Raw genomic sequence first — 18,489 nt, 5'->3', positions numbered from 1 at the left:
TATGAGTTATTGAGCTGAAATTGGGTGTGGAACGGGACGTAACGACTTCAACCACTACCTTTTAGAGGGAAACGTGTAGCGAATGGCTCTGATGGCAAGCCCGCCACATTGGCAACGAGGCTAATGGTGGTGTAGTTTCCAACCAGCGCGAGAATTTCGAGCTGCTCTTTGGTATCCCAGTCTGTGATGAATTGCTCTTGGACGTTATCATGGAGCACGGCTTGTTTGCAAAGCTGGTCCACCGCTTGAATCAGACGAAGTTCTGAAGACGTCCAACAAGTCGGATTGTCGACAACGGTTGCGTGCACTTGCTCTTTGGTTAGTTTGGCCGCTTCACCGAAGATCGCAACATGAACCCCCCATTCGTACTCACATCCCCGGTTCGCAGTGGTTCTGAGAATAACGATCTCTCGACTACGCAAATCAAGAGGACTGTCCTTGTCCAGAAGATTGGGCACAGCCTTTGCAAGGAAGCGAGGGCTGTTCGCAAAAGTGCGAAAAAGGGACAGAAGATAGCCATCTTGCTGGGGAAACTTCGCTAGGATTCTTGCGACATCTGCGGAAAATGGGGGTTCGAGCGGAATTAGCCGATTGGACATGTGTCACCTCACTGCTACAAAGAGTGTAGCGGTTATTGTGCTACAATTTACGTAGCGTCAAGAGGGTTTGTATGGTTAAGCGTCCGGGTCAAGCGACGAAGAGTTCGGCGAGCGGTCGTCCTGTGATGGTATTGCTCGAAGCTTTGGGCAAGCGCTGGGCCCTTAGAGTGATCTGGGAGCTGAGTAATAATAACCCTTGCACCTTTCGGGAGCTGCAAAGTCTCTGCGAAGAAGTCTCCCCGACTTCTCTCAATAATCGTCTAAAGGATCTTCGGCAGCTCGGCCTAGTTGAGCTCACGAGTCATGGATATGCCCTTACCAACTATGGTCGATCGCTCTCTGATTTGCTGCTGCCGCTTGATCGATGGGCCAATGATTGGGCAGATTGGCTCGCCTAAGAACAAACAGCCCAGGGTTGGACTGTCGGCTATGCTTCCAGAGTCCTCAATTGACATTCAGCTAAGCGCAGAGGCAGAGAAAACGCTCTCAATCATTGGGGAGTCAGCCAAGCAACCGCATCGCCATCGCCCTTACATCCACGCCCAAATCTTCACGCTCCAGCGCCAGCGCCAAAGTCGCCTCAACGAAACCCAACTTGCTGCCGCAGTCATAGCGATTCCCGTCAAAGGTCACCGCGTGGAAGGGCTGGTCGCCAATCATCTTGGCCATGGCATCGGTAAGTTGGATCTCGCCGCCTGCACCCTTCTCCTGTGTCTCGAGTGTGCGCATGACTTCGGGTTGCAGGATATAGCGGCCTGAGACGATCTTGTTTGACGGCGCCTCTGCCACTGGCGGCTTCTCGACCAATCCGGTGACCTCAGTCAAAGCGCCGTTCTCGGTCCCCGGCGCAATCACGCCGTAGCTGGAGACCTCCTCCATCGGAACTTCGAGCACGCTGATCAGATTGCCGCCGGTTTGTTCGTAGGCATCGACCATCTGTTTCATACAGCCGGTGCCGCCCTTCTTCCCGATCATCAGCTCATCGGGGAGGAAGATCGCGAAGGGCTCATCCCCCACAATCGCGCGCGCGCACCAGATTGCGTGGCCAAGGCCCATTGGCACCTGTTGGCGCACGGTAATGATATCGCCAGGGGTCGCGCGAGTGGGTTCAAGTACGGTCATGTCCTTTCCCCGCGCACTCATCGTGTCCTCGAGCTCATAAGCGACATCAAAATGCTCGACGATGGCGGTCTTCCCGCGTCCAGTGACGAAGATCATTTGCTCGATCCCCGCCTCGCGCGCCTCGTCCACCGCATATTGGATTAGCGGCCTGTCTACGATCGGCAGGAGTTCTTTGGGAATCGCTTTGGTGGCGGGGAGGAAGCGCGTGCCGAGCCCCGCGACGGGAAATACGGCCTTCTTGATGGGTTTTCGGCTCATGAGTGGTGCCCCTAGATCGATCACAATCGTTGGGAACCCCGTGCCTTGCCATGGCACTTGCGTCAATCATGCGAATGGTTCGTTTTCGTTCAGTTGCGCGATAGCGCAGTTTCGTTAAGGCACGCCATATGGACAAATTGATCATCAAGGGCGGCAACCGCCTTTCGGGCACTATCCCAGTATCGGGTGCGAAGAACGCAGCGCTGACGCTTATCCCATGCGCGCTTTTGACCGAAGAGCCGCTGACATTGCGCAACCTGCCTCGACTGGCAGACATTGACGGTTTCCAGCATTTGATGGGCCAGTTCGGTGTGACGGTCAGCATTCAGGGCAACAATCGACCTGAGGATTTCGGGCGGATTGTCACCTATCAAGCCGCCCGCGTTACCTCGACGGTCGCGCCGTACGATCTTGTCCGCAAAATGCGCGCTTCGATCCTCGTGCTTGGCCCGATGCTGGCACGGATGGGTGAGGCGACGGTCTCGATGCCGGGCGGATGCGCTATCGGGAACCGGCCGATTGACCTCCACTTGAAGGCGCTTGAAGCCTTTGGCGCGGAGATTGAACTTACCGCAGGATATGTGAAAGCGATTGCGCCCGATGGCGGACTTCCGGGCGGCGATTTTGATTTTCCCGTCGTGTCTGTGGGTGCGACCGAGAATGCGCTTATGGCAGCGGTGCTTGCCAATGGAACCAGTCGCCTGACAGGTGCTGCGCGCGAACCTGAAATTGTCGACCTGTGCAATCTGCTCGTCGCGATGGGCGCTGAGATCGAAGGGATCGGCTCTTCCGACCTCACCATCCACGGGGTCAAGCGTCTGAACGGTGCGACCTATAAGGTCATGCCTGACCGGATCGAGGCGGGCTCCTACGCATGTGCCGCAGCCATTACGGGCGGTGAGGTGCGGCTCGAAGGCGCGAGCGAAGAGGATATGATCTCCACCCTCTCTGCCCTTCGCACGATTGGTGTTGAGGTTGAGGCAGACAAGAAAGGCGTGACAGTGCGCGCCAATGGATCCTTGAAGCCGGTCGATCTTACGACAGCGCCTTTCCCGGGTCTCGCCACCGACATGCAGGCTCAGCTGATGAGCCTCCTTTGCAAGGCGGAAGGCACCAGCGTCCTTAAAGAGACGATCTTCGAAAACCGCTTTATGCACGTTCCAGAGCTTGCCCGGATGGGCGCAGACATCGCGACCGAAGGGCGAACGGCCATCGTGAAGGGCCCAGCAGACCTCACTGGCGCAGAGGTCATGGCAACTGATCTGCGCGCCTCGATGAGCCTCATCATTGCAGCGCTTGCCGCAGAGGGCGAGACAACCGTGCGCCGTATCTATCATCTAGATCGCGGGTATGAGCGGTTGGAGGAAAAGCTCCAATTGCTCGGTGCGGACATTGAGCGGGTGGACGACTAGGCTGAATATCTAGAGCGTACGCCCCATGCTCACCATGGGTTCAGTCACAAAGCCAAGCGTCCTATAGAACTCGACAACTGCCTTGTTGCTGCTGCGAACCTGCAAGTTGACCTTGATGCAACCGCGGTCTCTCAACTCATCGAGAGCAGTGTTCACAAGCGCCGTGCCGATCCCTGCGTTTCTGTGACTGGGTGCGACGGCGACGCTGTAGAGCCAGCCTCGGTGCCCGTCCCATCCCGCCATAATAGTCCCGATCACATCGCCGTTCTCATCAAGGGCGACCCAGAAAAGGCCGTCAGCCTGGGCCAGCTTCTTAGGGATGGCTTGCGGAGCGCGATTGCGTTCCGGGTCATTGGGAAACTCTGCGTGCCACAATCGGTCGACTTCCGCAAAATGGCGATCTTCATATGGGATGATCTGCACTATTCGATTTCCTTAACCACCAACCACACCCGGATCGCGCTCGCTAATCCCGGGGGGGTGTTGGATTGGATGCGCTCAGCGTCGATTTTGGCGACCAGCGCGCTTACTGGTATCTCCGCTTCCTGCGCCGCAGCTTTCAGCATGTCCCAGAACACCGGCTCAAGGCTTATGCTAGTGCGATGGCCTTCAATCGCAATCGAGCGTTTGACCGGCGGGTGGTAAGGCACATCTGCGCTCATTTGTAATTCTCGCGCCGGTCAGCAAATGTGCGCACGCGCTTGCGCCACGCTCTATAACTGCCGGGTTTGAGATTATCGCGCATCAGCTCTTTGACCTGGCCTGCCTTAAGCCCGAACTCGGCTTCGATCACAGCAAACGGCATATGATCACTCAACGCCATTTCGATGATGGCACTAATGTCAGCATTAGAGAGGTTGAGAGACATCGGGATATTCCTTTGCAGGGTTTATTCTAACCCACCATCCCATCGCTTGGCCGCGATTAGCAATAGCGGGGATTGGCACCTACAAGAAATTTGGGGTGGTCTCTCCAGTCGGGCTTTTTGTAGGGTTCTTTCATGACCACTTCGCTGGACAGATTGACCGACAAAGAGAATGAAACGCTGCGCCTGATTGCGCGCGGGCATGATGCAAAATCTGCGGCGCGCGAACTCGGTCTTTCTGTTCACACGATCAATGAACGTCTGCGCAATTCTCGCAGGAAGTTGGGTGTTACGAGCAGTCGCGAAGCCGCCCGCAAGCTGGTCCATCTTGAGGCTCAAGCAGCCCAGAGAGCAGGTGAAAATATTGTATGCGAGGAAATAGGGGATGCAAATCCGACCGCTGCCAGTGATCCTGCCGCCATCGTCAAAAAGGGCTCTGACAGGGCTCTATGGATTGGAGGTATTGCCGTCATGTCTGCTATTGCACTCGCTGTTGTTGTGACCCTTTTGGGTGCGCCGAATTTAGAAGCTCCGAACGTTCAGGGGCCAACCGCTCAATTGGCTCAGGTTGATGCTGCACCTGAAGAGGCTGCGCGCGCATGGCTTGCTCTGGTCGATGATTCTGATTGGCAAGCAAGTTATGAGGCGGCTGGTGCGGCTTTTCGGACGCCCAATACGGTTGAAGGGTGGCAGGCTGCGTCGCAAGAAGTTCGAACACCGCTTGGTTCGGTTACCGCGCGTGAGGCGATCAAGACCGAGTTCGTTAACGCACCGCCGTATGGCTTCACGCTTGTGCGCTTTCTAACCAAGTTTGAGAACGGAGGTACGGCGATCGAAACTGTCACGCTGGAGCGTGAAGCAGATGGTCTGAGAGTTGTTGGTTATCTGATCGAATAGACTGCTGTGAATTCGAAGCTGCGGTGGCTATGCCGCTCGTGCCTTCGCCAGAAGTTTTGCAAAGCGGCTCTTTTTCGCATCGCCAAAAGGCTGGAGCATATGGGCGCATTCGGCCAACTCCTCACTTGAAAGAGGGTGCTGGAATTGCAGGCCGAAATGATTTCGCTCATTCCAACGGATCGATGCCAATTGCGGCGCAAGGCCGGGAAGCTCAAAGCTAATCAAGCCCTTCGAACGAAGATCGTCTTCGCAGATAATCTTGGCGCCTTCGCAAGAAAGATCGACAAGGGTCGCTTCCATAGCGGCCCGGCCGTCCTGAATGCGGACCGGGCCCTCTATGTTAAGACGCAGCGGCCTGATTGGGTGTGGGCCTTCTTCGCGCAGGAACTCTTCCAATGTAATCGTGCAGCCAAAGCGGTAGCCAGCCTGGCGCGACTGAGCCCAAACGCGCTCGACCGGATAGGTCATGCCATTGGCCAGTTGCAGGAGAGCACGAGGTTCGGGCGGCACATCGTGAAGGAAGCCAAGGCCGATGCCTTTTTCGGATACGTCACGAATCAGGCAGAGATATTCCCCACTCTGACACACCAGCTTTGCACGGCGCAGCATGAGGGCCGCGCGGTGTGATTGGCGCTGTTCGGCACCGGTTTCTTTTGGGCTAGACTGTTCCACCGTCCTCGCTCCTCAAGCGCTGGTGAAGGCAGCGTGCATGGGAAGTGCCCCAGCGCATTTACACCTTCGTAACCTGTCTTAAGAGAATTTAGGCGAAGAGAGTTAAGAAACTCCTAATTTGCGCGGTTCTCGCCCACGTAGATCATGCTTGCGAGAGGGTGATCACTCCGGCGGTCACGACAACAATACCAAGAATCTTTGGCACCGTGAGCCTTTCCTTGAGCAGCACTGCTCCGAAAAGCGCGGCGAAGAGAATGCTGGTTTCGCGCACCGCGGACACCGCTCCCATGGCGGCAAGGTTCATCGCCCATACCGAAATCCCATAGGCCACAGCGGACAGGACTCCGGCAACGCCAAGCGCAACAGAGGCTTTGCCGCCGGGCATCTTGGGTGCGGCCCTGCGCGTGACCACGTAAGACAGAGCTATGAGGGTCGAAGCGAGTGCCGCTTGCCAAACGATGTATCCCATCGCGCTGCCTGCGCGGCGCACTCCAATCCCGTCAACCAGCGCGTAGCCCGCGATGAAGAGACCGGTAATGAGGGCTGCGCGGATGGCTTTGGCGCTTGGCCGTCCTGCACCGAGCGAAAGTGTGATTATACCCAGCGATACCAGCGCGATGCCAATCAGGCCGGGTGTGGTCGGAATCTCGCGCGCGAACAAAGCGGCGCCGACGGTTACGAAGACCGGAGCACTGCCACGCGCGATCGGGTAGACGCTGGCTAAGTCCCCATGGTCATAGGCGCGCACCAAAGCAAAACAATAGCCGACCTGGATAGCAGCAGAGCCGATCAGGAAGGGCCAACTTGCAGGTGCCGGTGCCGGGAAGAACGGCAGCAGGGCAATTGCCCCAATCGCTCCAAAGATTGCGATGATGGCAATGGAGCGGAAGCGGTCCATGTCGCTTTTGACCAGTGCGTTCCAGCCAGCATGGATCGCGGCGGCGGCAAGCAGGAGGATGAGGGCAAGATTTGACACGTACCAGGCGCCCTATCGAAGCCACTTGGGCACCACAACCGGCATGTGATGGTTATTCGGGTTCGCCGCCTTACGCGACAGCTGTGCCCTCGATTTCGATCATAATGTCAGGGTGATACAGCTCTTTCACACCCAGCAAGGTAGAGACGATTTCGGCCCCTGCCTCGCCATGGATCGGCATGATTTCTTCAGCGGCTGCCATAAAGGTTGGCACATCGGTGACGTAGAAATTGAGCCGCACCAGATTGCTTGCATCCATCCCGGCAGACGCAAGCGCATCCATCAGGCACTGCCAAGCGACTTTGTACTGAGCGACCATATCGCCCGGGTGTAGCGGCGCGCCTTCGGCATCGCTCGCGGTCTGGCCTGAGAGATAGAGCGTGCGCTCTCCACCTTTCACTTCGACGCCGTGGTTCAGCCCGAAGCCCTGCAGCCAAGGGGTCGGATTGTGTGTTGTTTTCTGCATGGGATCCTCCCGAAGCCTCGCGATCAATACATGTGCTGGCCGCCATTGATACTCATGGTTGAGCCGGTCATAAATGCGCCATTGTCGGATGTGAGGAAGGCAACGCCTCGCGCGATTTCCTCGGCATGGCCCAGTCGTCCCACGGGGATTTTCGCGACGATTTTCTCAAGCACGGGCTCTGGCACAGCGGCAACCATATCGGTGTCGATATAGCCGGGAGCGATTGCGTTGACGGTTACGCCAAACTTCGCGCCTTCTTGCGCGAGGGCTTTGGTGAAGCCGTGGATGCCGGATTTCGCCGCCGCGTAGTTAACCTGACCATATTGGCCCGCTTGCCCATTGATCGAGCCTATGTTGACGATGCGTCCCCACTTCCTCTCGCGCATACCGGGGAAGGTGGCTTTCGCCATGTTGAAGCATCCACCCAGGTTGACGCGCATGACATCGTGCCAATCGTCATAACTCATCCTATGCAAAGTTCCGTCGCGGGTGATCCCGGCGTTGTTGACGACGATATCGACGGGCCCATGATCTTCGGCGACCTTGGCGCAGCCTTTAAGGCAAGCCTCATGATCGCCCACATCCCATTTGTAGGAGGGTATGCCGGTCTCCTTGGTGAAGGCGGCGGCCGCTTCGTCATTGCCGCCGTAATTGGCAATGACAGTGTGGCCTTGGCGTTTGAGACGTTGGCAAATTGCCTCGCCAATTCCGCGTGTTCCTCCGGTGACTATCGCTACTTTGCTCACAACTGATTCCCTTGATTGCTTTGAGTCGCGAGATTAGCCATGCCGTAGCGTCGGGCAACAAAAAACCCCGCCGGAGCGGGGCTATGCATACCAATGTCTAAGAGACTGTCTTCAATTAGAAGCGGATTTGGGTTCCGACATAGACTGCCTGATTGTCTTTCACCGAATTGGTCAATGGATCGATACTGTCCAAACGATCACGCTCTTGGCTCAGCCGAACACCAGCGGTCACGTCAAGATTGCGCGAAACACGGAAGCTGCCACCAAGGTCGACGGTTTGTGCGGAAAGTGCATCTAGAGTGTTCTGAGACCGCCCGGCAATGCGTTCATCGCCGAGTTCAATGCGAGGCTGTAGCCGACTTGGCTTGTCAACGCGGGTGGGTTGAGCCGGTTCAAAGTCAGCAAGATCGGGCATTCCGATATCACGAACATTATCGAGAGCAACAGTCCGACCCGACGGTGCCGTTGGAGGGGTCTGCGCCCGAGCAAATGTCTGATAGCCGCGTGATGTGCCAAGGTTGAAGCGGTTCGCTTGAACGCCAGCGATCTCATTGCCGAGGCCAGATGATGTATCGATTGCGGAGCGAACAGAAATCGCCTGAGCGATATCTTCGTCAATCCGGACGGCAACCGTCACTGTCCGTTCGCTGCGTGAAATGCTTGATCCGCTGGGAGTGAACCGAATGCCGCGCTCTCGTGCTTTCTCAGCAACCCGTGCGGCCAATTCAGGATCAACCGATGCAGGCGTGAACAGTTCAAAGGCCGAAGCATTTGAGTCGAGATTGCTCTCAGTCAGATCCACAACCGCGAGACCAGCAGAAGGAAGGCCGAAAGTCAGTGCAGCTGCCAACCCAAGCAGCGGCCTTGGAGCGCGCTTGTGCTCACTCCCCTTGCCTGCTGTCTTGATTTGCGACTGTTTCACTACTCTTCCAAAATCCTACGCCGATATTTGACCAGATTTTGCCTGAACCTGCGCTGACAAATTCAAGCGATCTCAAGCGACTCGATGCGATTACGATCAAAAAATGGTAGAAGTATGACAGAGTTCCACGCAATCCCTTCTTCTCCTTAGGCCAGTGTTAACCATAGACCTGTTGCGCGCAGCACACAGAAAGGTGACGTAAACGGAAGTCTGGGGATCACCGCTCAACGCTTAATAGACCAATTCAGCGCTCAGAAAGGCAGCGCAAACTAGCGCACAATGCGTGGATGGAGGCGTGCCGTTCGAGAAAGCGAGCTTGCCGCGAGCCTCATGCCCGGTATAGAGCGTGAGCCACGACGCAAAGAGGGATTCATTTCGCTGTGACACGCGCAAAACATGCATTTTCGCCAATTACACTTTCGGGCGCCACCAAATTGGCGCTGGGCGCTGCTGCTATTGCAGGCCTTGCGGCGTGCGGCGGCTCGGATCGTCCTCGTACGCAGCTCGCGGCCGCTCAGATCAACACGATTGGTGTGAATGCCTTCCTGTGGCGCGGGGCTTTGGAAACCTTGAGCTTTGCGCCGCTCGCTTCGGCAGACAGCGATGGCGGCGTGATTGTAACTGATTGGTATGCGAACCCTTCGAATCCCGAAGAGCGGGTCAAGGTCTTCGTCGCCATTCTCGATCAGGATTTGCGCGCCGATGCTCTGCGGGTGACCGCCAACCGCCAAGTTTCACAGGGCGGAAACTGGGTGGATGCGCCGGTTCAGGCGGCGACCGTTCAGAAGCTTGAGGACATCATTCTCACCAAGGCGCGCGACCTACGGCGCAAGGCTCTTTCCGGCGCGTAATCCGCTACGGCTCTTCGGAGCGGGTTTTCAGAAAACACGGAAACCGGGGGCGGCATTGTGCGCCCCCTTGCGCTTGCCATGAAGCGCGTTAGCGAGATTCCCATGACCGACACACGATTCGATCCGTCCAAAGCTGACGGGCGCTGGCAACGCGCTTGGGATAAGGCAGGTACGTTCACCGCTGATTCCAACAACGAGAAACCCAAGTCCTACGTGCTTGAGATGTTTCCCTATCCTTCGGGCCGCATCCATATGGGTCACGTGCGCAATTACACCATGGGCGATGTGCTGGCGCGTTATAAGAAGATGCGCGGGTTTGAAGTGCTTCATCCCATGGGCTGGGACGCGTTCGGTATGCCAGCAGAAAACGCGGCGATGGAAAAGAAGGTCCACCCTGGCGCCTGGACCAGATCCAACATCGAGGCGATGAAAGCGCAGTTGAAGCGCATCGGCTTTGCGCTCGATTGGACGCGAGAGTTCGCAACCTGTGACCCAGAGTATTACGGTCATGAGCAGGCGCTTTTCCTTGATATGTATGAGGCTGGCCTGATTGATCGGCGTTCGTCAGAGGTCAATTGGGACCCGGTTGATATGACCGTGCTTGCCAATGAGCAGGTGATCGACGGCAAAGGCTGGCGTTCAGGTGCAGAGGTTGAAAAGCGCAAGCTTGACCAGTGGTTCTTGAAGATCACTGACTTTGCCGAAGACCTGCTGGATGGTCTGGGTGACCTGAAAGACTGGCCTGACAAGGTGAAGCTGATGCAGGAAAACTGGATCGGCAAGAGCCAAGGGCTCGAATTTGGGTTCTCCCTTTCGAACGGGGGTACTTTGCCGGTTTACACCACGCGGCCTGACACGATTTTCGGCGCAAGCTTTGTGGCGGTTGCGGCTGACCATCCGGTCGCGCAAGCACTTGCGGGTGAACCTGAAGTCGCTGCGTTCATTGAGGAATGCAAGAAAGGCGGCACCACGGCGGCTGCGTTGGAGACGGCAGAGAAGCTTGGCTACCGCACTAGCATCACCGCTAAGCACCCGTTCACAGGCGAACCCATGCCCTTGCTCATCGCGAACTTTGTTCTGATGGATTACGGCACTGGCGCGATAATGGGCGTGCCGGGGCACGACCAACGCGACTTCGAATTTGCGACCAAATACGAGCTGCCGATCACCCGGGTTATCGCCAGGGATTTCTCCGAAGCCTCCGCCCCGATGGGCGACGAGGCGGAACCCGGCGACGGTGTCTGCGTCAACTCTGATTTCCTTGATGGCATGAGCGTTGAGGATGGCAAAGCCGAGATCATCAAGCGGGCTGAGGATGGCGGTTGGGGCGAGGGTACGACCGTTTGGCGGCTGCGCGATTGGGGCATCTCGCGCCAGCGCTATTGGGGCACGCCCATCCCATTCATCCACTGCGATGCTTGTGGCATCGTGCCTGTTCCCAAGGATCAATTGCCGGTCACTCTGCCCGAGGATGTCGACTTCGAGACGCCCGGTAATCCGCTCGAGCGTCATGCGACGTGGAAGCATTGCGCTTGCCCGAAATGCGGCGGCGAAGCGCGCCGGGAAACCGACACGCTCGACACCTTCACCAACTCCTCGTGGTACTTCCTGCGCTTCGCCTCGCAGCCCGATGATGCGCCGTTTGATGCAGATGAAATCGCCAAATGGATGCCAGTTGAGCACTATATCGGCGGGATCGAGCACGCGATTTTGCACCTGCTCTACGCACGTTTCTGGACCCGCGCGCTTGCACACATCGGCAAGTTCGATGTGAAAGAACCCTTCGCCTCGCTCTTCACCCAAGGCATGGTCACACATGAAACTTACCGTTTAGGTGAACGGGGTTGGCTCTCTCCCTCTGAAGTTCGGATCGATGGCGAAAAGGCCTTTGCTCTTGAGGGCGGGGAAGAGGTTGAACGTGGCCGCGTCATCAAAATGTCGAAGTCGAAGAAGAACGTCGTCGACCCTGACAATATCATTGAACAATACGGCGCGGACGCTGTGCGCTGGTTTATGCTGTCAGACTCTCCGCCTGAGCGCGATCTGCCATGGTCAGAGGCTGGCATTGAGGGCTGCTACCGCTTTGTCCAACGTCTGTGGCGGCTGTTCGATCAGTTCGACGACAGCGCGGCCGGCGAAGACAAACCGCTCGCGCGCCGTGCTCACCAAGCCATCGTTGCAGTGGCCGAGGATATTGAAGCACTCAGCTTCAACAAAGCCGTGGCCCGCATTTATGAACTCACTGCCGCCACCGAGAAAGCGGCCCCAAGTGAGTCTCGCAATTTCGCCATTCGCGCTTTGCTTCACATGGTGAGCCCCATGATGCCTCACCTTGCTGAAGAAGCGCACGCCAAAATGGGCGCAGACGCTCTGCTCGCCGATGCGGCTTGGCCTGAACACGACAAGGCGATGCTGGTCGAAGACGAGGTCACCATCGCGGTTCAGCACAAGGGCAAATTGCGCGACACTTTGACCGCCCCAAAAGGCGCATCCAAAGAGGATTTGGAGGCGATGGCGCTCGCAAGCGAGAAGGTGCAGCGTTCACTCGACGGTGCAGAAGTTCGCAAAGTCATTGTCGTGCCCGATAGGCTGGTTAATATCGTCACCTGATGCTGCTTCGCTCTCTCTTTATCGCTCTTGCTCTTGGGCTCCCCCTTTCGGGGTGCGGATTGCAGCCGCTCTATTCAGGCGGAGCATCGAGCGGCGTTGCACAGGGTTTGGCGGCTATTGACGTTCCCGCCATTCCGGGGCGCGACGGTTGGCTGGTGCGCAATGCCCTGCAAGAACGGTTGGGGGCCGCTGGTGACGTCGGCGGGTACCGGTATCGTCTCGATGTAAGGCTCGACGATGCGCTTGAGGCGCTGGGTGTGCTCAACGATGATACGATCAGCCGCGAGCTGCGGATTCTCCGGTCACGCTATCAGCTTGTCGATCTCACCACTGGCGAGATCCTGCTTGATGCCACCGCTGGTTCGGATGCGGGTATTGATGTGGTGTCTTCTGAATACGCCACGATCGCTGCTGAACAGCGCGCGCTCGAAAATCTCGCGCAGGAAGTCGCGAGCCGGATGGTGACGCAGGTTGCGTTGACGCTCCGGGAGCGTGAGCGCGCTAGCGCCCAATGAAGGCAAAGCACTCCGAGTTCGCAAGGGGGCTCCCCCGTTCGGCAACCCAAGCCTCGATCTTTTTTTTCTGCGGTCCCGATGAGGCAGGCGCTTCGGCAGCCGCCAACAAAGTGATCGCCGCTCTCCCTGACGCTGGCGAGAGGATCGAACTATCCGGCGGCGATCTCAAACGCGATCCGGCACTCCTCGGTGACGAGGCGCGCTCAGGATCGCTTTTCGGCGACAAGCGCCATATCCTCGCCCGCGTCACAGGTGATGAGGCTCACGATGCACTCAAAGCTCTGATTGAAACGGGCGATGCGGGGGCGGGTGATGCCGCGCCGGTTCTCGTCGTTGCTACATCGGCCACCGACAAATCGCGCACCGCCAAGCTGCTCGAGAAGCGCCCGGATGCTCTCATCACCATGTTCTATCCCCCTGACTTGCCCAGCGTCGCTGGCGCTGTGAGGGCGATGGCGGATGCGGCAGGGCTGCGACTCGGGGGCGATATGGCCGAACGAATCGCTCGCGCGGCAGGCCTCGATGTGCGTCTGGCGCAGTCCGAAGTCGACAAACTGGCGCTCTATCTGGACGCATCCTTGCAAACGCCCAAGACCGCTACGCCGCAAGAATATGCCGAAATAGGCGCTCCTACCGAGGATGACGGCTTTGGCCCCGTGGTGAACACCGTCCTTGGCGGGGAGCTTGGGAGATTACCGGGTGAACTCAAGCGGATGAAGGAGCTGGGGCTCAATCCGGTGGGCCTCTTATTGGCAATTGAGCGGCGCGCGGCTCAATTGACGCAGATCACCGCAAAACTGGGAACACGGGGTTCATTTGACAATCTGGGCAAAGGTGAAAAGGCTCAGCTCGGTATTTTTTGGAAAGAAGAACGTGAGATTCGTCAACAGCTTAACCGTTGGCCTCGCGCCAAGCTCGATCGCCTAATCCCGCGCCTGACCGCGCTGCACCAGAGCCTGCTCGCCAACTCGCAGGCCGCGGAGCTGTTGCTGGCTCAGGACCTGTCTCAAATCGCCAGATTTGCGGCGAAATAGTAGCACTCTTTGACAGACGTCCTTTTGCGAACCCGCAAAAATTCCCTTTTTCGCGAAACTTGGTATCGTTTGTTAACGGTGTCGTATCTGGGATGTTTGTGGGGGCAAACGCTGGGACATGAATGAACAGACCAGTGTACTGCTTGATGCAGTGCAATCGGAAAAGCTGGCGAGGCCAATCGCGCCATCGCTGGAAACGCGCCGTTTGCGCGCGATTCTGGTGATGATGATTATTGACGCAGCCCTTCTGCAATTGGCTTTCGCGTTTGCCGGATTGATTTACGAAGGGTCATGGTGGGGGCCGCGCAATATGCTCGCCGTGCAGGCGCTGTTGCCGGTTTTCTTTACCATTGCTCTTTACAATGGAAGCTACAGCGGACGGTCCTTGGGGGATTGGATATTCGCTTCCAAACGCGTGTTGATGGCGCTTGCTGTGTCGACCGCGCTTGTAAACTTTCTGGCATTCTACACTAAGTCGAACGCAGAGTTCTCGCGGGTGTCGGTGACCTTGGGCCTCCTTTCGGCAGTTCTTGGCTTGTTCTTGTTCCGCCGCGTGATGGCGACCTTTATCGACCATTTCTGGGATGGGCGGACCACGAATGAGTTGGTGATCGATGACGGTGGGCCGAGCTTCAGCGCCGGAAATGGCGAAACCATCTTAGCAGCGGATTATGGTCTTGACCCGACCAGCCACGATCCTTTCATGTTCGACCGCCTCGGCAAACTTCTGCAAAATCAAGACAAAGTTGTGGTCAGCACCCCAAGAGAGCGGCGAGCGCAGTGGGCGTTTCTGCTCAAATCCGCTGGCGTCCATGGAGAGATAGTCAGTCGGCCTTCGCATGAATTGGGCGCTCTTGGTATACGTCGCTATGAGACGCAGGATCGTACAACTCAGATCGTGTCCATTGGACCGCTGAAACTGCGTTCGCGCATTTTGAAGCGCATGTTTGATATGACCGTGGCAGGAGGCGCAGTGCTGATATTGTCGCCACTACTGCTCTTGATCGCGCTGCTTATAAAGCTCGATGACGGTGGGCCGGTGCTTTTCGTCCAGCGTCGCATGGGTCGGGGCAACACGTTCTTCAACATGCTCAAATTCCGCTCGATGAAGGCCGAGAAAGGCGACTCAGAGGGCGCGTGCTCCACGTGCCGTGAGGACAATCGGGTCACCCGCATTGGTGACTTAATTCGGAAGACCAGCATCGATGAGCTGCCCCAGCTGATCAATGTGCTCAAAGGCGATATGTCGATTGTGGGTCCGCGGCCGCACGCATTGGGGAGCCGGGCCAACAACAAGTTTTTCTGGGAAGTCGACGCGCAATATTGGCGCAGGCATTGCCTGAAACCGGGCCTCACGGGCCTTGCACAGGTGCGTGGGCACCGTGGTGCAACAGAGAGAGAATCGGATCTTACCGAGCGTTTGCAGTCGGACCTTGAGTATATCTCAGGCTGGTCACTGCGCCGCGATATCGAGATCGTCCTAAAGACCGTCTTGGTTCTGCGCCATGTGAATGCCTACTAGCCAGGACGACGGTGAGGCCGGTTTTCGGTTGAGCGTTAGTCTTGCGGGACAGTGAAGGTACCGGTGACACGGCCTTCAGAGTTTTCTTCACCGGGGGTGTTTCTTCCAGTTCCGCGGCCATCGATTGTCGATAGCCCGCTGGTCAAATCGATCACCAAGCGACCTCCATTGAGGGTATCGCCGCCACGGCTCAAGGAAACGTCACCCGCCATGGTGATAATCCGGCGTCCAAAGTCATAGACCGCAACATCGCCTGAGGCCCGTTCATTGCCTCTGGTCACTACAACCCCGCCATTAGCAGTGATGCGTTGCACATCGAGTGAGCCGTCATCGGTGTAAGTCGCGAGCATGCGGTTGGAGCGCACAGTAAGCCCTGCCTGATTGACGATAACCCCTCCGCTTAGCACCACGCGATTGGCGCGGTCGTCGAAATCGATGGTGCCTGCGTCAAAGGAAACCGGTGCACGCGTATTGTGCGAGGCGATGGTCTGCGCGTGCAGTGCCATGCCGCCTGCGAGCACTGCGCCCAAAGCCATGCCACCCGCGGCCCAACTCAAAGCGATCTTACCGAATTTCTTGGACAATTTGCGCTCCATCACGGCACCCTCAATTTGCCAGGCACCATAGTGAGCCTGGCATTGCCATCAAGCGAGATTGTGCGTGCATCCAGATCGCCGCGCATCGAATCGGCAGAAAAATCGCCCGCTGGAACTGTGCCTTCGACCCCATTGGATCCCGTCATTGTGCGGGTCTCAAGATCGAAGGAGACACCGCTTGCGCTGATCGCATAACCATCGGCAGTGCGAACGCGCATGGTGCCCGTCACATCCACCACTTCTTCGTTGATGTCATAAATCCCACCTTTGGCAGAGAGGCGCGCCGGACCATCTTCGAGCAAGATCTGAGCGAGCAGATCGTCCATCCGCACTTTGCCCTCTGCGCTTGATCGTTGGACCGCTTCGCCTGCCGTGATCGAGAAAGGACGACCACTGTCATCACGTCCGCGATACATGGCGTTGTCTACGCTAAGACGCTCATCAATCACCGATACTTGCGTACGGTCGAGCAGAAAGCTGACCTCCCCGCGCGGCGACAAGGGCGTGATTATCATTAGTGCCGCGAGCACGCCCACACCCATCGGCAAGGCGCGTGCAAGAAAGCCAACGAGCTGGTCGTGACTGCCGCCGGGGGCTGCAAAATCCTGTCTCTTGCTGCGCAGCGCCTTGGCGCGCTGGGTTTCGATGCGGCGTTTGATCACCATGATGGGTTAGGCTTACTTATAGTAACCTTCATTGTGGCTGAATATGTCACGCCCATCCCATCCGGCGATGTCGAGCGCGGCTCTGGTCGGGAGAAAGTCAAAACAGGCTTGTGCGATGTCCATCCGTCCTTCGCGCTCCAAGCGCACTACCAGTTCGTCTCGAAGTCGGTGAAGGAACCGCACGTCAGATGCGGCATAATCGCGCTGCGCATCGTTTAGTACCGGGCCGCCCCAATCGGAGGATTGTTGCTGTTTGGAGAGGCTCTCTCCGAGCAATTCCTCCGTGAGGTTCTTGAGGCCGTGGCGGTCAGTGTAGGTGCGTACCATCTTGCTCGCAATCTTGGTGCAGAATACCGGACCTGCTGTTACCCCCAGATAGTACTGGATCGCCGCCAGATCGAAGCGTCCGAAATGGTAGAGCTTGACGCGGGTTTCATCAGCCAGGATGCGGGTCAGATTGGGGGCTTCATAATCGCTCCCCGGCGAGAAGCGCACGAGATGCTCATCGCCCGATCCATCAGAGATCTGGACGACGCAAAGCCGGTCGCGGTGGGTGATGAGACCCATGGTCTCTGTGTCGACGGCCAGATCGCTGGTGCCCTCAAGCACGCCATCGGGCAGGTCTTCTTCGTGAAAATGAACTGTCATATGAGACAGGCCATTACGCCACATTGATATGAAGGGAAAGAGGGGGATAGCGCGCAGCTGGCGGCTCGCTAGTTGGGCCTCCCCAAGTGTAGCCTGGGTCCCATGGCAAGCGATCAAATCCCCAATAGCTGGCGCGTGGCGCTCGAACCGGCGCTCGGCAGTGCCGAAGCGCGGAAGTTGGGCGGTTGGCTTGTCGCCGAAGAGAAAGCCGGCAAAGAGATTTATCCCCCTCGCGGCACGCGGCTTGCGGCGCTGGAGGCGACGTCCCTTGAAAAAGTGAAAGTCGTGATCCTTGGGCAAGACCCCTACCATGGGCCCGGTCAGGCGCATGGGCTGAGTTTTTCGGTTCAAGACGGGGTCAAGCAGCCGCCGTCTTTGGTCAATATCTTCAAAGAGTTGGAGAATGACCTTGGCATTCCTCGCCCGGAAACGGGCAATCTGACACCTTGGGCAAGGCAGGGAGTTCTGCTGCTCAACAACACGTTGACGGTCGAAGCAGGACAGGCGGGCAGCCATGCGGGGAGGGGCTGGGACGCGATCACCGATGCCTGTGTCGAAGCGGTTGTTGCGGGCGGGCAGGCGACCGTCTTTGTATTGTGGGGCAGTCACGCGGCGAAAAAGGCCGCTCGGGTCAAGGGACTAGGGGAAGCGAGCCACCATCTGGTGCTCACCTCTCCTCATCCCTCTCCTTTGTCCGCGCACCGTGGATTTTTTGGTTCGAAGCCGTTCAGTCAGGCGAATGCTTTTTTGGAAGCTCAAGGGCGCGGCAGTATAGACTGGGCGCTATGACCGAGGATGAAGCCCGCCAGGTTTTGCTCGCACGCAGAGCCGAACTCACAAAGGAAGACGCAGCCAATGCCGATTCGCGCGATACGGTGGAGCTGCAACAGGATAGTGTGGGCCGCCTCAGTCGGATGGATGCACTCCAGCAACAGGCCATGGCTCAGGCGACCGAGCGACGTCGCGCAGCGGAGGGCTTGAGGATCAAGGCGGCGCTCGAACGGCTTGACGAAGGCGAATGGGGCTATTGCCTTGGTTGCGGTGAAGAAATCGCCGAAGCGCGCCTGCACCACGATCCGAGTATTCCCACTTGCATCAAATGCGCGGCATGAG

Annotated in this window: 23 protein-coding genes; 10 read left to right on the top strand and 13 right to left on the bottom strand. The window is 57.5% G+C overall.

Features of this window, described 5'->3' with window-relative positions:
• Positions 1-47: 47 nt before the first annotated feature.
• Positions 48-458: a carboxymuconolactone decarboxylase family protein gene (locus Q0778_RS08920; RefSeq protein WP_298335536.1), complete on the bottom strand. Its 411-nt coding sequence runs from the start codon at positions 456-458 to the stop codon at positions 48-50.
• A gap of 212 nt (positions 459-670) precedes the next feature.
• Here Q0778_RS08920 and Q0778_RS16350 point away from each other — a divergent pair, with 212 nt between their 5' ends.
• Entirely contained in the window at positions 671-997 is a 327-nt protein-coding gene (locus Q0778_RS16350) for a winged helix-turn-helix transcriptional regulator (RefSeq protein ID WP_366519534.1), read from the top strand.
• A gap of 103 nt (positions 998-1,100) precedes the next feature.
• On the opposite strand, the gene galU is transcribed toward Q0778_RS16350, so the two are convergent.
• Positions 1,101-1,979, bottom strand: coding sequence for a UTP--glucose-1-phosphate uridylyltransferase GalU (galU, locus tag Q0778_RS08915; RefSeq protein WP_298335535.1), 879 nt, complete (start codon positions 1,977-1,979; stop codon positions 1,101-1,103).
• A 128-nt stretch (positions 1,980-2,107) separates the two neighbouring features.
• Between galU and murA the strand changes: the two genes are divergently transcribed.
• On the top strand, positions 2,108-3,391 hold the full coding sequence (murA, locus tag Q0778_RS08910; RefSeq protein ID WP_298306877.1) for a UDP-N-acetylglucosamine 1-carboxyvinyltransferase: 1,284 nt from the start codon (positions 2,108-2,110) through the stop codon (positions 3,389-3,391).
• A gap of 9 nt (positions 3,392-3,400) precedes the next feature.
• Here murA and Q0778_RS08905 read toward each other — a convergent pair whose 3' ends face one another.
• From Q0778_RS08905 to Q0778_RS08895, 3 genes are read right to left on the bottom strand one after another with little or no spacing between them, the layout of a single operon-like run.
• A complete protein-coding gene (locus Q0778_RS08905) occupies positions 3,401-3,814 on the bottom strand; it encodes a GNAT family acetyltransferase (protein ID WP_298335532.1) in 414 nt (137 codons plus the stop codon).
• The gene (locus tag Q0778_RS08900) at positions 3,814-4,053 is read right to left on the bottom strand and encodes a ribbon-helix-helix domain-containing protein (protein WP_298306883.1); all 240 of its coding nucleotides are present in this window, start codon (positions 4,051-4,053) and stop codon (positions 3,814-3,816) included. Before Q0778_RS08900 ends, Q0778_RS08905 begins: the two co-directional genes overlap by 1 nt.
• On the bottom strand, positions 4,050-4,259 hold the full coding sequence (locus Q0778_RS08895; RefSeq protein ID WP_298335530.1) for a TIGR03643 family protein: 210 nt from the start codon (positions 4,257-4,259) through the stop codon (positions 4,050-4,052). The genes Q0778_RS08900 and Q0778_RS08895 overlap by 4 nt, the downstream gene beginning before the upstream one ends.
• 132 nt (positions 4,260-4,391) lie before the next feature.
• Between Q0778_RS08895 and Q0778_RS08890 the strand changes: the two genes are divergently transcribed.
• Positions 4,392-5,153 carry a DUF4019 domain-containing protein gene (locus tag Q0778_RS08890; protein WP_298335528.1) on the top strand — a complete coding sequence of 254 codons (762 nt, stop codon included), beginning with the start codon at positions 4,392-4,394 and terminating at the stop codon, positions 5,151-5,153.
• A 27-nt stretch (positions 5,154-5,180) separates the two neighbouring features.
• Here Q0778_RS08890 and Q0778_RS08885 read toward each other — a convergent pair whose 3' ends face one another.
• The 5 genes from Q0778_RS08885 to Q0778_RS08865 all read right to left on the bottom strand — a co-directional run bounded on the left by Q0778_RS08885 (position 5,181) and on the right by Q0778_RS08865 (position 8,935).
• Positions 5,181-5,825, bottom strand: a complete 645-nt coding sequence (locus Q0778_RS08885) for a PilZ domain-containing protein (protein ID WP_298335527.1) — start codon at positions 5,823-5,825, stop codon at positions 5,181-5,183.
• 142 nt (positions 5,826-5,967) lie between these two features.
• Positions 5,968-6,801: an EamA family transporter gene (locus tag Q0778_RS08880; RefSeq protein WP_298335526.1), complete on the bottom strand. Its 834-nt coding sequence runs from the start codon at positions 6,799-6,801 to the stop codon at positions 5,968-5,970.
• Positions 6,802-6,871: 70 nt separating this feature from the next.
• Positions 6,872-7,267 carry a RidA family protein gene (locus Q0778_RS08875; RefSeq protein WP_298306901.1) on the bottom strand — a complete coding sequence of 132 codons (396 nt, stop codon included), beginning with the start codon at positions 7,265-7,267 and terminating at the stop codon, positions 6,872-6,874.
• Between the two features lie 23 nt (positions 7,268-7,290).
• A complete protein-coding gene (gene phbB / locus Q0778_RS08870) occupies positions 7,291-8,013 on the bottom strand; it encodes an acetoacetyl-CoA reductase (RefSeq protein ID WP_298306904.1) in 723 nt (240 codons plus the stop codon).
• Positions 8,014-8,128: 115 nt separating this feature from the next.
• Positions 8,129-8,935 (bottom strand): hypothetical protein, encoded by an 807-nt coding sequence (locus Q0778_RS08865; RefSeq protein WP_298335524.1) that lies wholly within the window; start codon positions 8,933-8,935, stop codon positions 8,129-8,131.
• 410 nt (positions 8,936-9,345) lie between these two features.
• Between Q0778_RS08865 and Q0778_RS08860 the strand changes: the two genes are divergently transcribed.
• From Q0778_RS08860 to Q0778_RS08840, 5 genes are all read left to right on the top strand, one after another.
• On the top strand, positions 9,346-9,786 hold the full coding sequence (locus Q0778_RS08860) for a DUF3576 domain-containing protein (protein ID WP_298308202.1): 441 nt from the start codon (positions 9,346-9,348) through the stop codon (positions 9,784-9,786).
• Between the two features lie 102 nt (positions 9,787-9,888).
• Positions 9,889-12,396 carry a leucine--tRNA ligase gene (leuS, locus tag Q0778_RS08855; protein ID WP_298335522.1) on the top strand — a complete coding sequence of 836 codons (2,508 nt, stop codon included), beginning with the start codon at positions 9,889-9,891 and terminating at the stop codon, positions 12,394-12,396.
• On the top strand, positions 12,396-12,911 hold the full coding sequence (gene lptE / locus Q0778_RS08850) for an LPS assembly lipoprotein LptE (RefSeq protein ID WP_298306914.1): 516 nt from the start codon (positions 12,396-12,398) through the stop codon (positions 12,909-12,911). Before leuS ends, lptE begins: the two co-directional genes overlap by 1 nt.
• Complete coding sequence (gene holA, locus Q0778_RS08845; protein ID WP_298335520.1) at positions 12,908-13,945, top strand: DNA polymerase III subunit delta; 1,038 nt, start codon at positions 12,908-12,910, stop codon at positions 13,943-13,945. Before lptE ends, holA begins: the two co-directional genes overlap by 4 nt.
• A 118-nt stretch (positions 13,946-14,063) precedes the next feature.
• Positions 14,064-15,467, top strand: coding sequence for a sugar transferase (locus tag Q0778_RS08840; RefSeq protein ID WP_298335518.1), 1,404 nt, complete (start codon positions 14,064-14,066; stop codon positions 15,465-15,467).
• A gap of 35 nt (positions 15,468-15,502) precedes the next feature.
• Here Q0778_RS08840 and Q0778_RS08835 read toward each other — a convergent pair whose 3' ends face one another.
• Genes Q0778_RS08835 through Q0778_RS08825 form a run of 3 tightly spaced genes read right to left on the bottom strand, consistent with a single transcriptional unit; the run spans position 15,503 to position 17,376 of the window.
• The gene (locus tag Q0778_RS08835; protein WP_366519533.1) at positions 15,503-16,051 is read right to left on the bottom strand and encodes an LptA/OstA family protein; all 549 of its coding nucleotides are present in this window, start codon (positions 16,049-16,051) and stop codon (positions 15,503-15,505) included.
• An 11-nt stretch (positions 16,052-16,062) separates the two neighbouring features.
• Positions 16,063-16,728, bottom strand: coding sequence for an LPS export ABC transporter periplasmic protein LptC (gene lptC / locus Q0778_RS08830; RefSeq protein ID WP_298335516.1), 666 nt, complete (start codon positions 16,726-16,728; stop codon positions 16,063-16,065).
• Positions 16,729-16,740: 12 nt separating this feature from the next.
• Positions 16,741-17,376 carry a ribonuclease D gene (locus Q0778_RS08825; RefSeq protein ID WP_298335514.1) on the bottom strand — a complete coding sequence of 212 codons (636 nt, stop codon included), beginning with the start codon at positions 17,374-17,376 and terminating at the stop codon, positions 16,741-16,743.
• A gap of 102 nt (positions 17,377-17,478) precedes the next feature.
• Between Q0778_RS08825 and ung the strand changes: the two genes are divergently transcribed.
• Both ung and Q0778_RS08815 read left to right on the top strand, forming a co-directional pair.
• Positions 17,479-18,165, top strand: a complete 687-nt coding sequence (ung, locus tag Q0778_RS08820; RefSeq protein ID WP_298335513.1) for a uracil-DNA glycosylase — start codon at positions 17,479-17,481, stop codon at positions 18,163-18,165.
• Positions 18,162-18,488 (top strand): TraR/DksA C4-type zinc finger protein, encoded by a 327-nt coding sequence (locus tag Q0778_RS08815; RefSeq protein WP_298306935.1) that lies wholly within the window; start codon positions 18,162-18,164, stop codon positions 18,486-18,488. The genes ung and Q0778_RS08815 overlap by 4 nt, the downstream gene beginning before the upstream one ends.
• Position 18,489: the final 1 nt, after the last annotated feature.

Source organism: uncultured Erythrobacter sp., assembly GCF_947502395.1.
Classification (GTDB): domain Bacteria; phylum Pseudomonadota; class Alphaproteobacteria; order Sphingomonadales; family Sphingomonadaceae; genus Erythrobacter.
Note: the sequence above shows the minus strand (reverse complement) of the source record. Positions and strands in the feature narration are given on the sequence as shown.

Bases quoted from the DNA above. Each gene is read 5' to 3' on its own strand.
- galU (WP_298335535.1), bottom strand. From the start codon at position 1,979: ATGAGCCGAAAACCCATCAAGAAGGCCGTATTTCCCGTCGCGGGGCTC.
- Q0778_RS08875 (WP_298306901.1), bottom strand. From the start codon at position 7,267: ATGCAGAAAACAACACACAATCCGACCCCTTGGCTGCAGGGCTTCGGG.
- lptC (WP_298335516.1), bottom strand. From the start codon at position 16,728: ATGGTGATCAAACGCCGCATCGAAACCCAGCGCGCCAAGGCGCTGCGC.
- Q0778_RS08895 (WP_298335530.1), bottom strand. From the start codon at position 4,259: ATGTCTCTCAACCTCTCTAATGCTGACATTAGTGCCATCATCGAAATG.
- lptE (WP_298306914.1), top strand. From the start codon at position 12,396: ATGCTGCTTCGCTCTCTCTTTATCGCTCTTGCTCTTGGGCTCCCCCTT.
- murA (WP_298306877.1), top strand. From the start codon at position 2,108: ATGGACAAATTGATCATCAAGGGCGGCAACCGCCTTTCGGGCACTATC.
- leuS (WP_298335522.1), top strand. From the start codon at position 9,889: ATGACCGACACACGATTCGATCCGTCCAAAGCTGACGGGCGCTGGCAA.
- Q0778_RS08815 (WP_298306935.1), top strand. From the start codon at position 18,162: ATGACCGAGGATGAAGCCCGCCAGGTTTTGCTCGCACGCAGAGCCGAA.
- Q0778_RS16350 (WP_366519534.1), top strand. From the start codon at position 671: ATGGTTAAGCGTCCGGGTCAAGCGACGAAGAGTTCGGCGAGCGGTCGT.
- Q0778_RS08900 (WP_298306883.1), bottom strand. From the start codon at position 4,053: ATGAGCGCAGATGTGCCTTACCACCCGCCGGTCAAACGCTCGATTGCG.
- Q0778_RS08890 (WP_298335528.1), top strand. From the start codon at position 4,392: ATGACCACTTCGCTGGACAGATTGACCGACAAAGAGAATGAAACGCTG.
- Q0778_RS08840 (WP_298335518.1), top strand. From the start codon at position 14,064: ATGAATGAACAGACCAGTGTACTGCTTGATGCAGTGCAATCGGAAAAG.
- holA (WP_298335520.1), top strand. From the start codon at position 12,908: ATGAAGGCAAAGCACTCCGAGTTCGCAAGGGGGCTCCCCCGTTCGGCA.
- Q0778_RS08825 (WP_298335514.1), bottom strand. From the start codon at position 17,376: ATGACAGTTCATTTTCACGAAGAAGACCTGCCCGATGGCGTGCTTGAG.
- ung (WP_298335513.1), top strand. From the start codon at position 17,479: ATGGCAAGCGATCAAATCCCCAATAGCTGGCGCGTGGCGCTCGAACCG.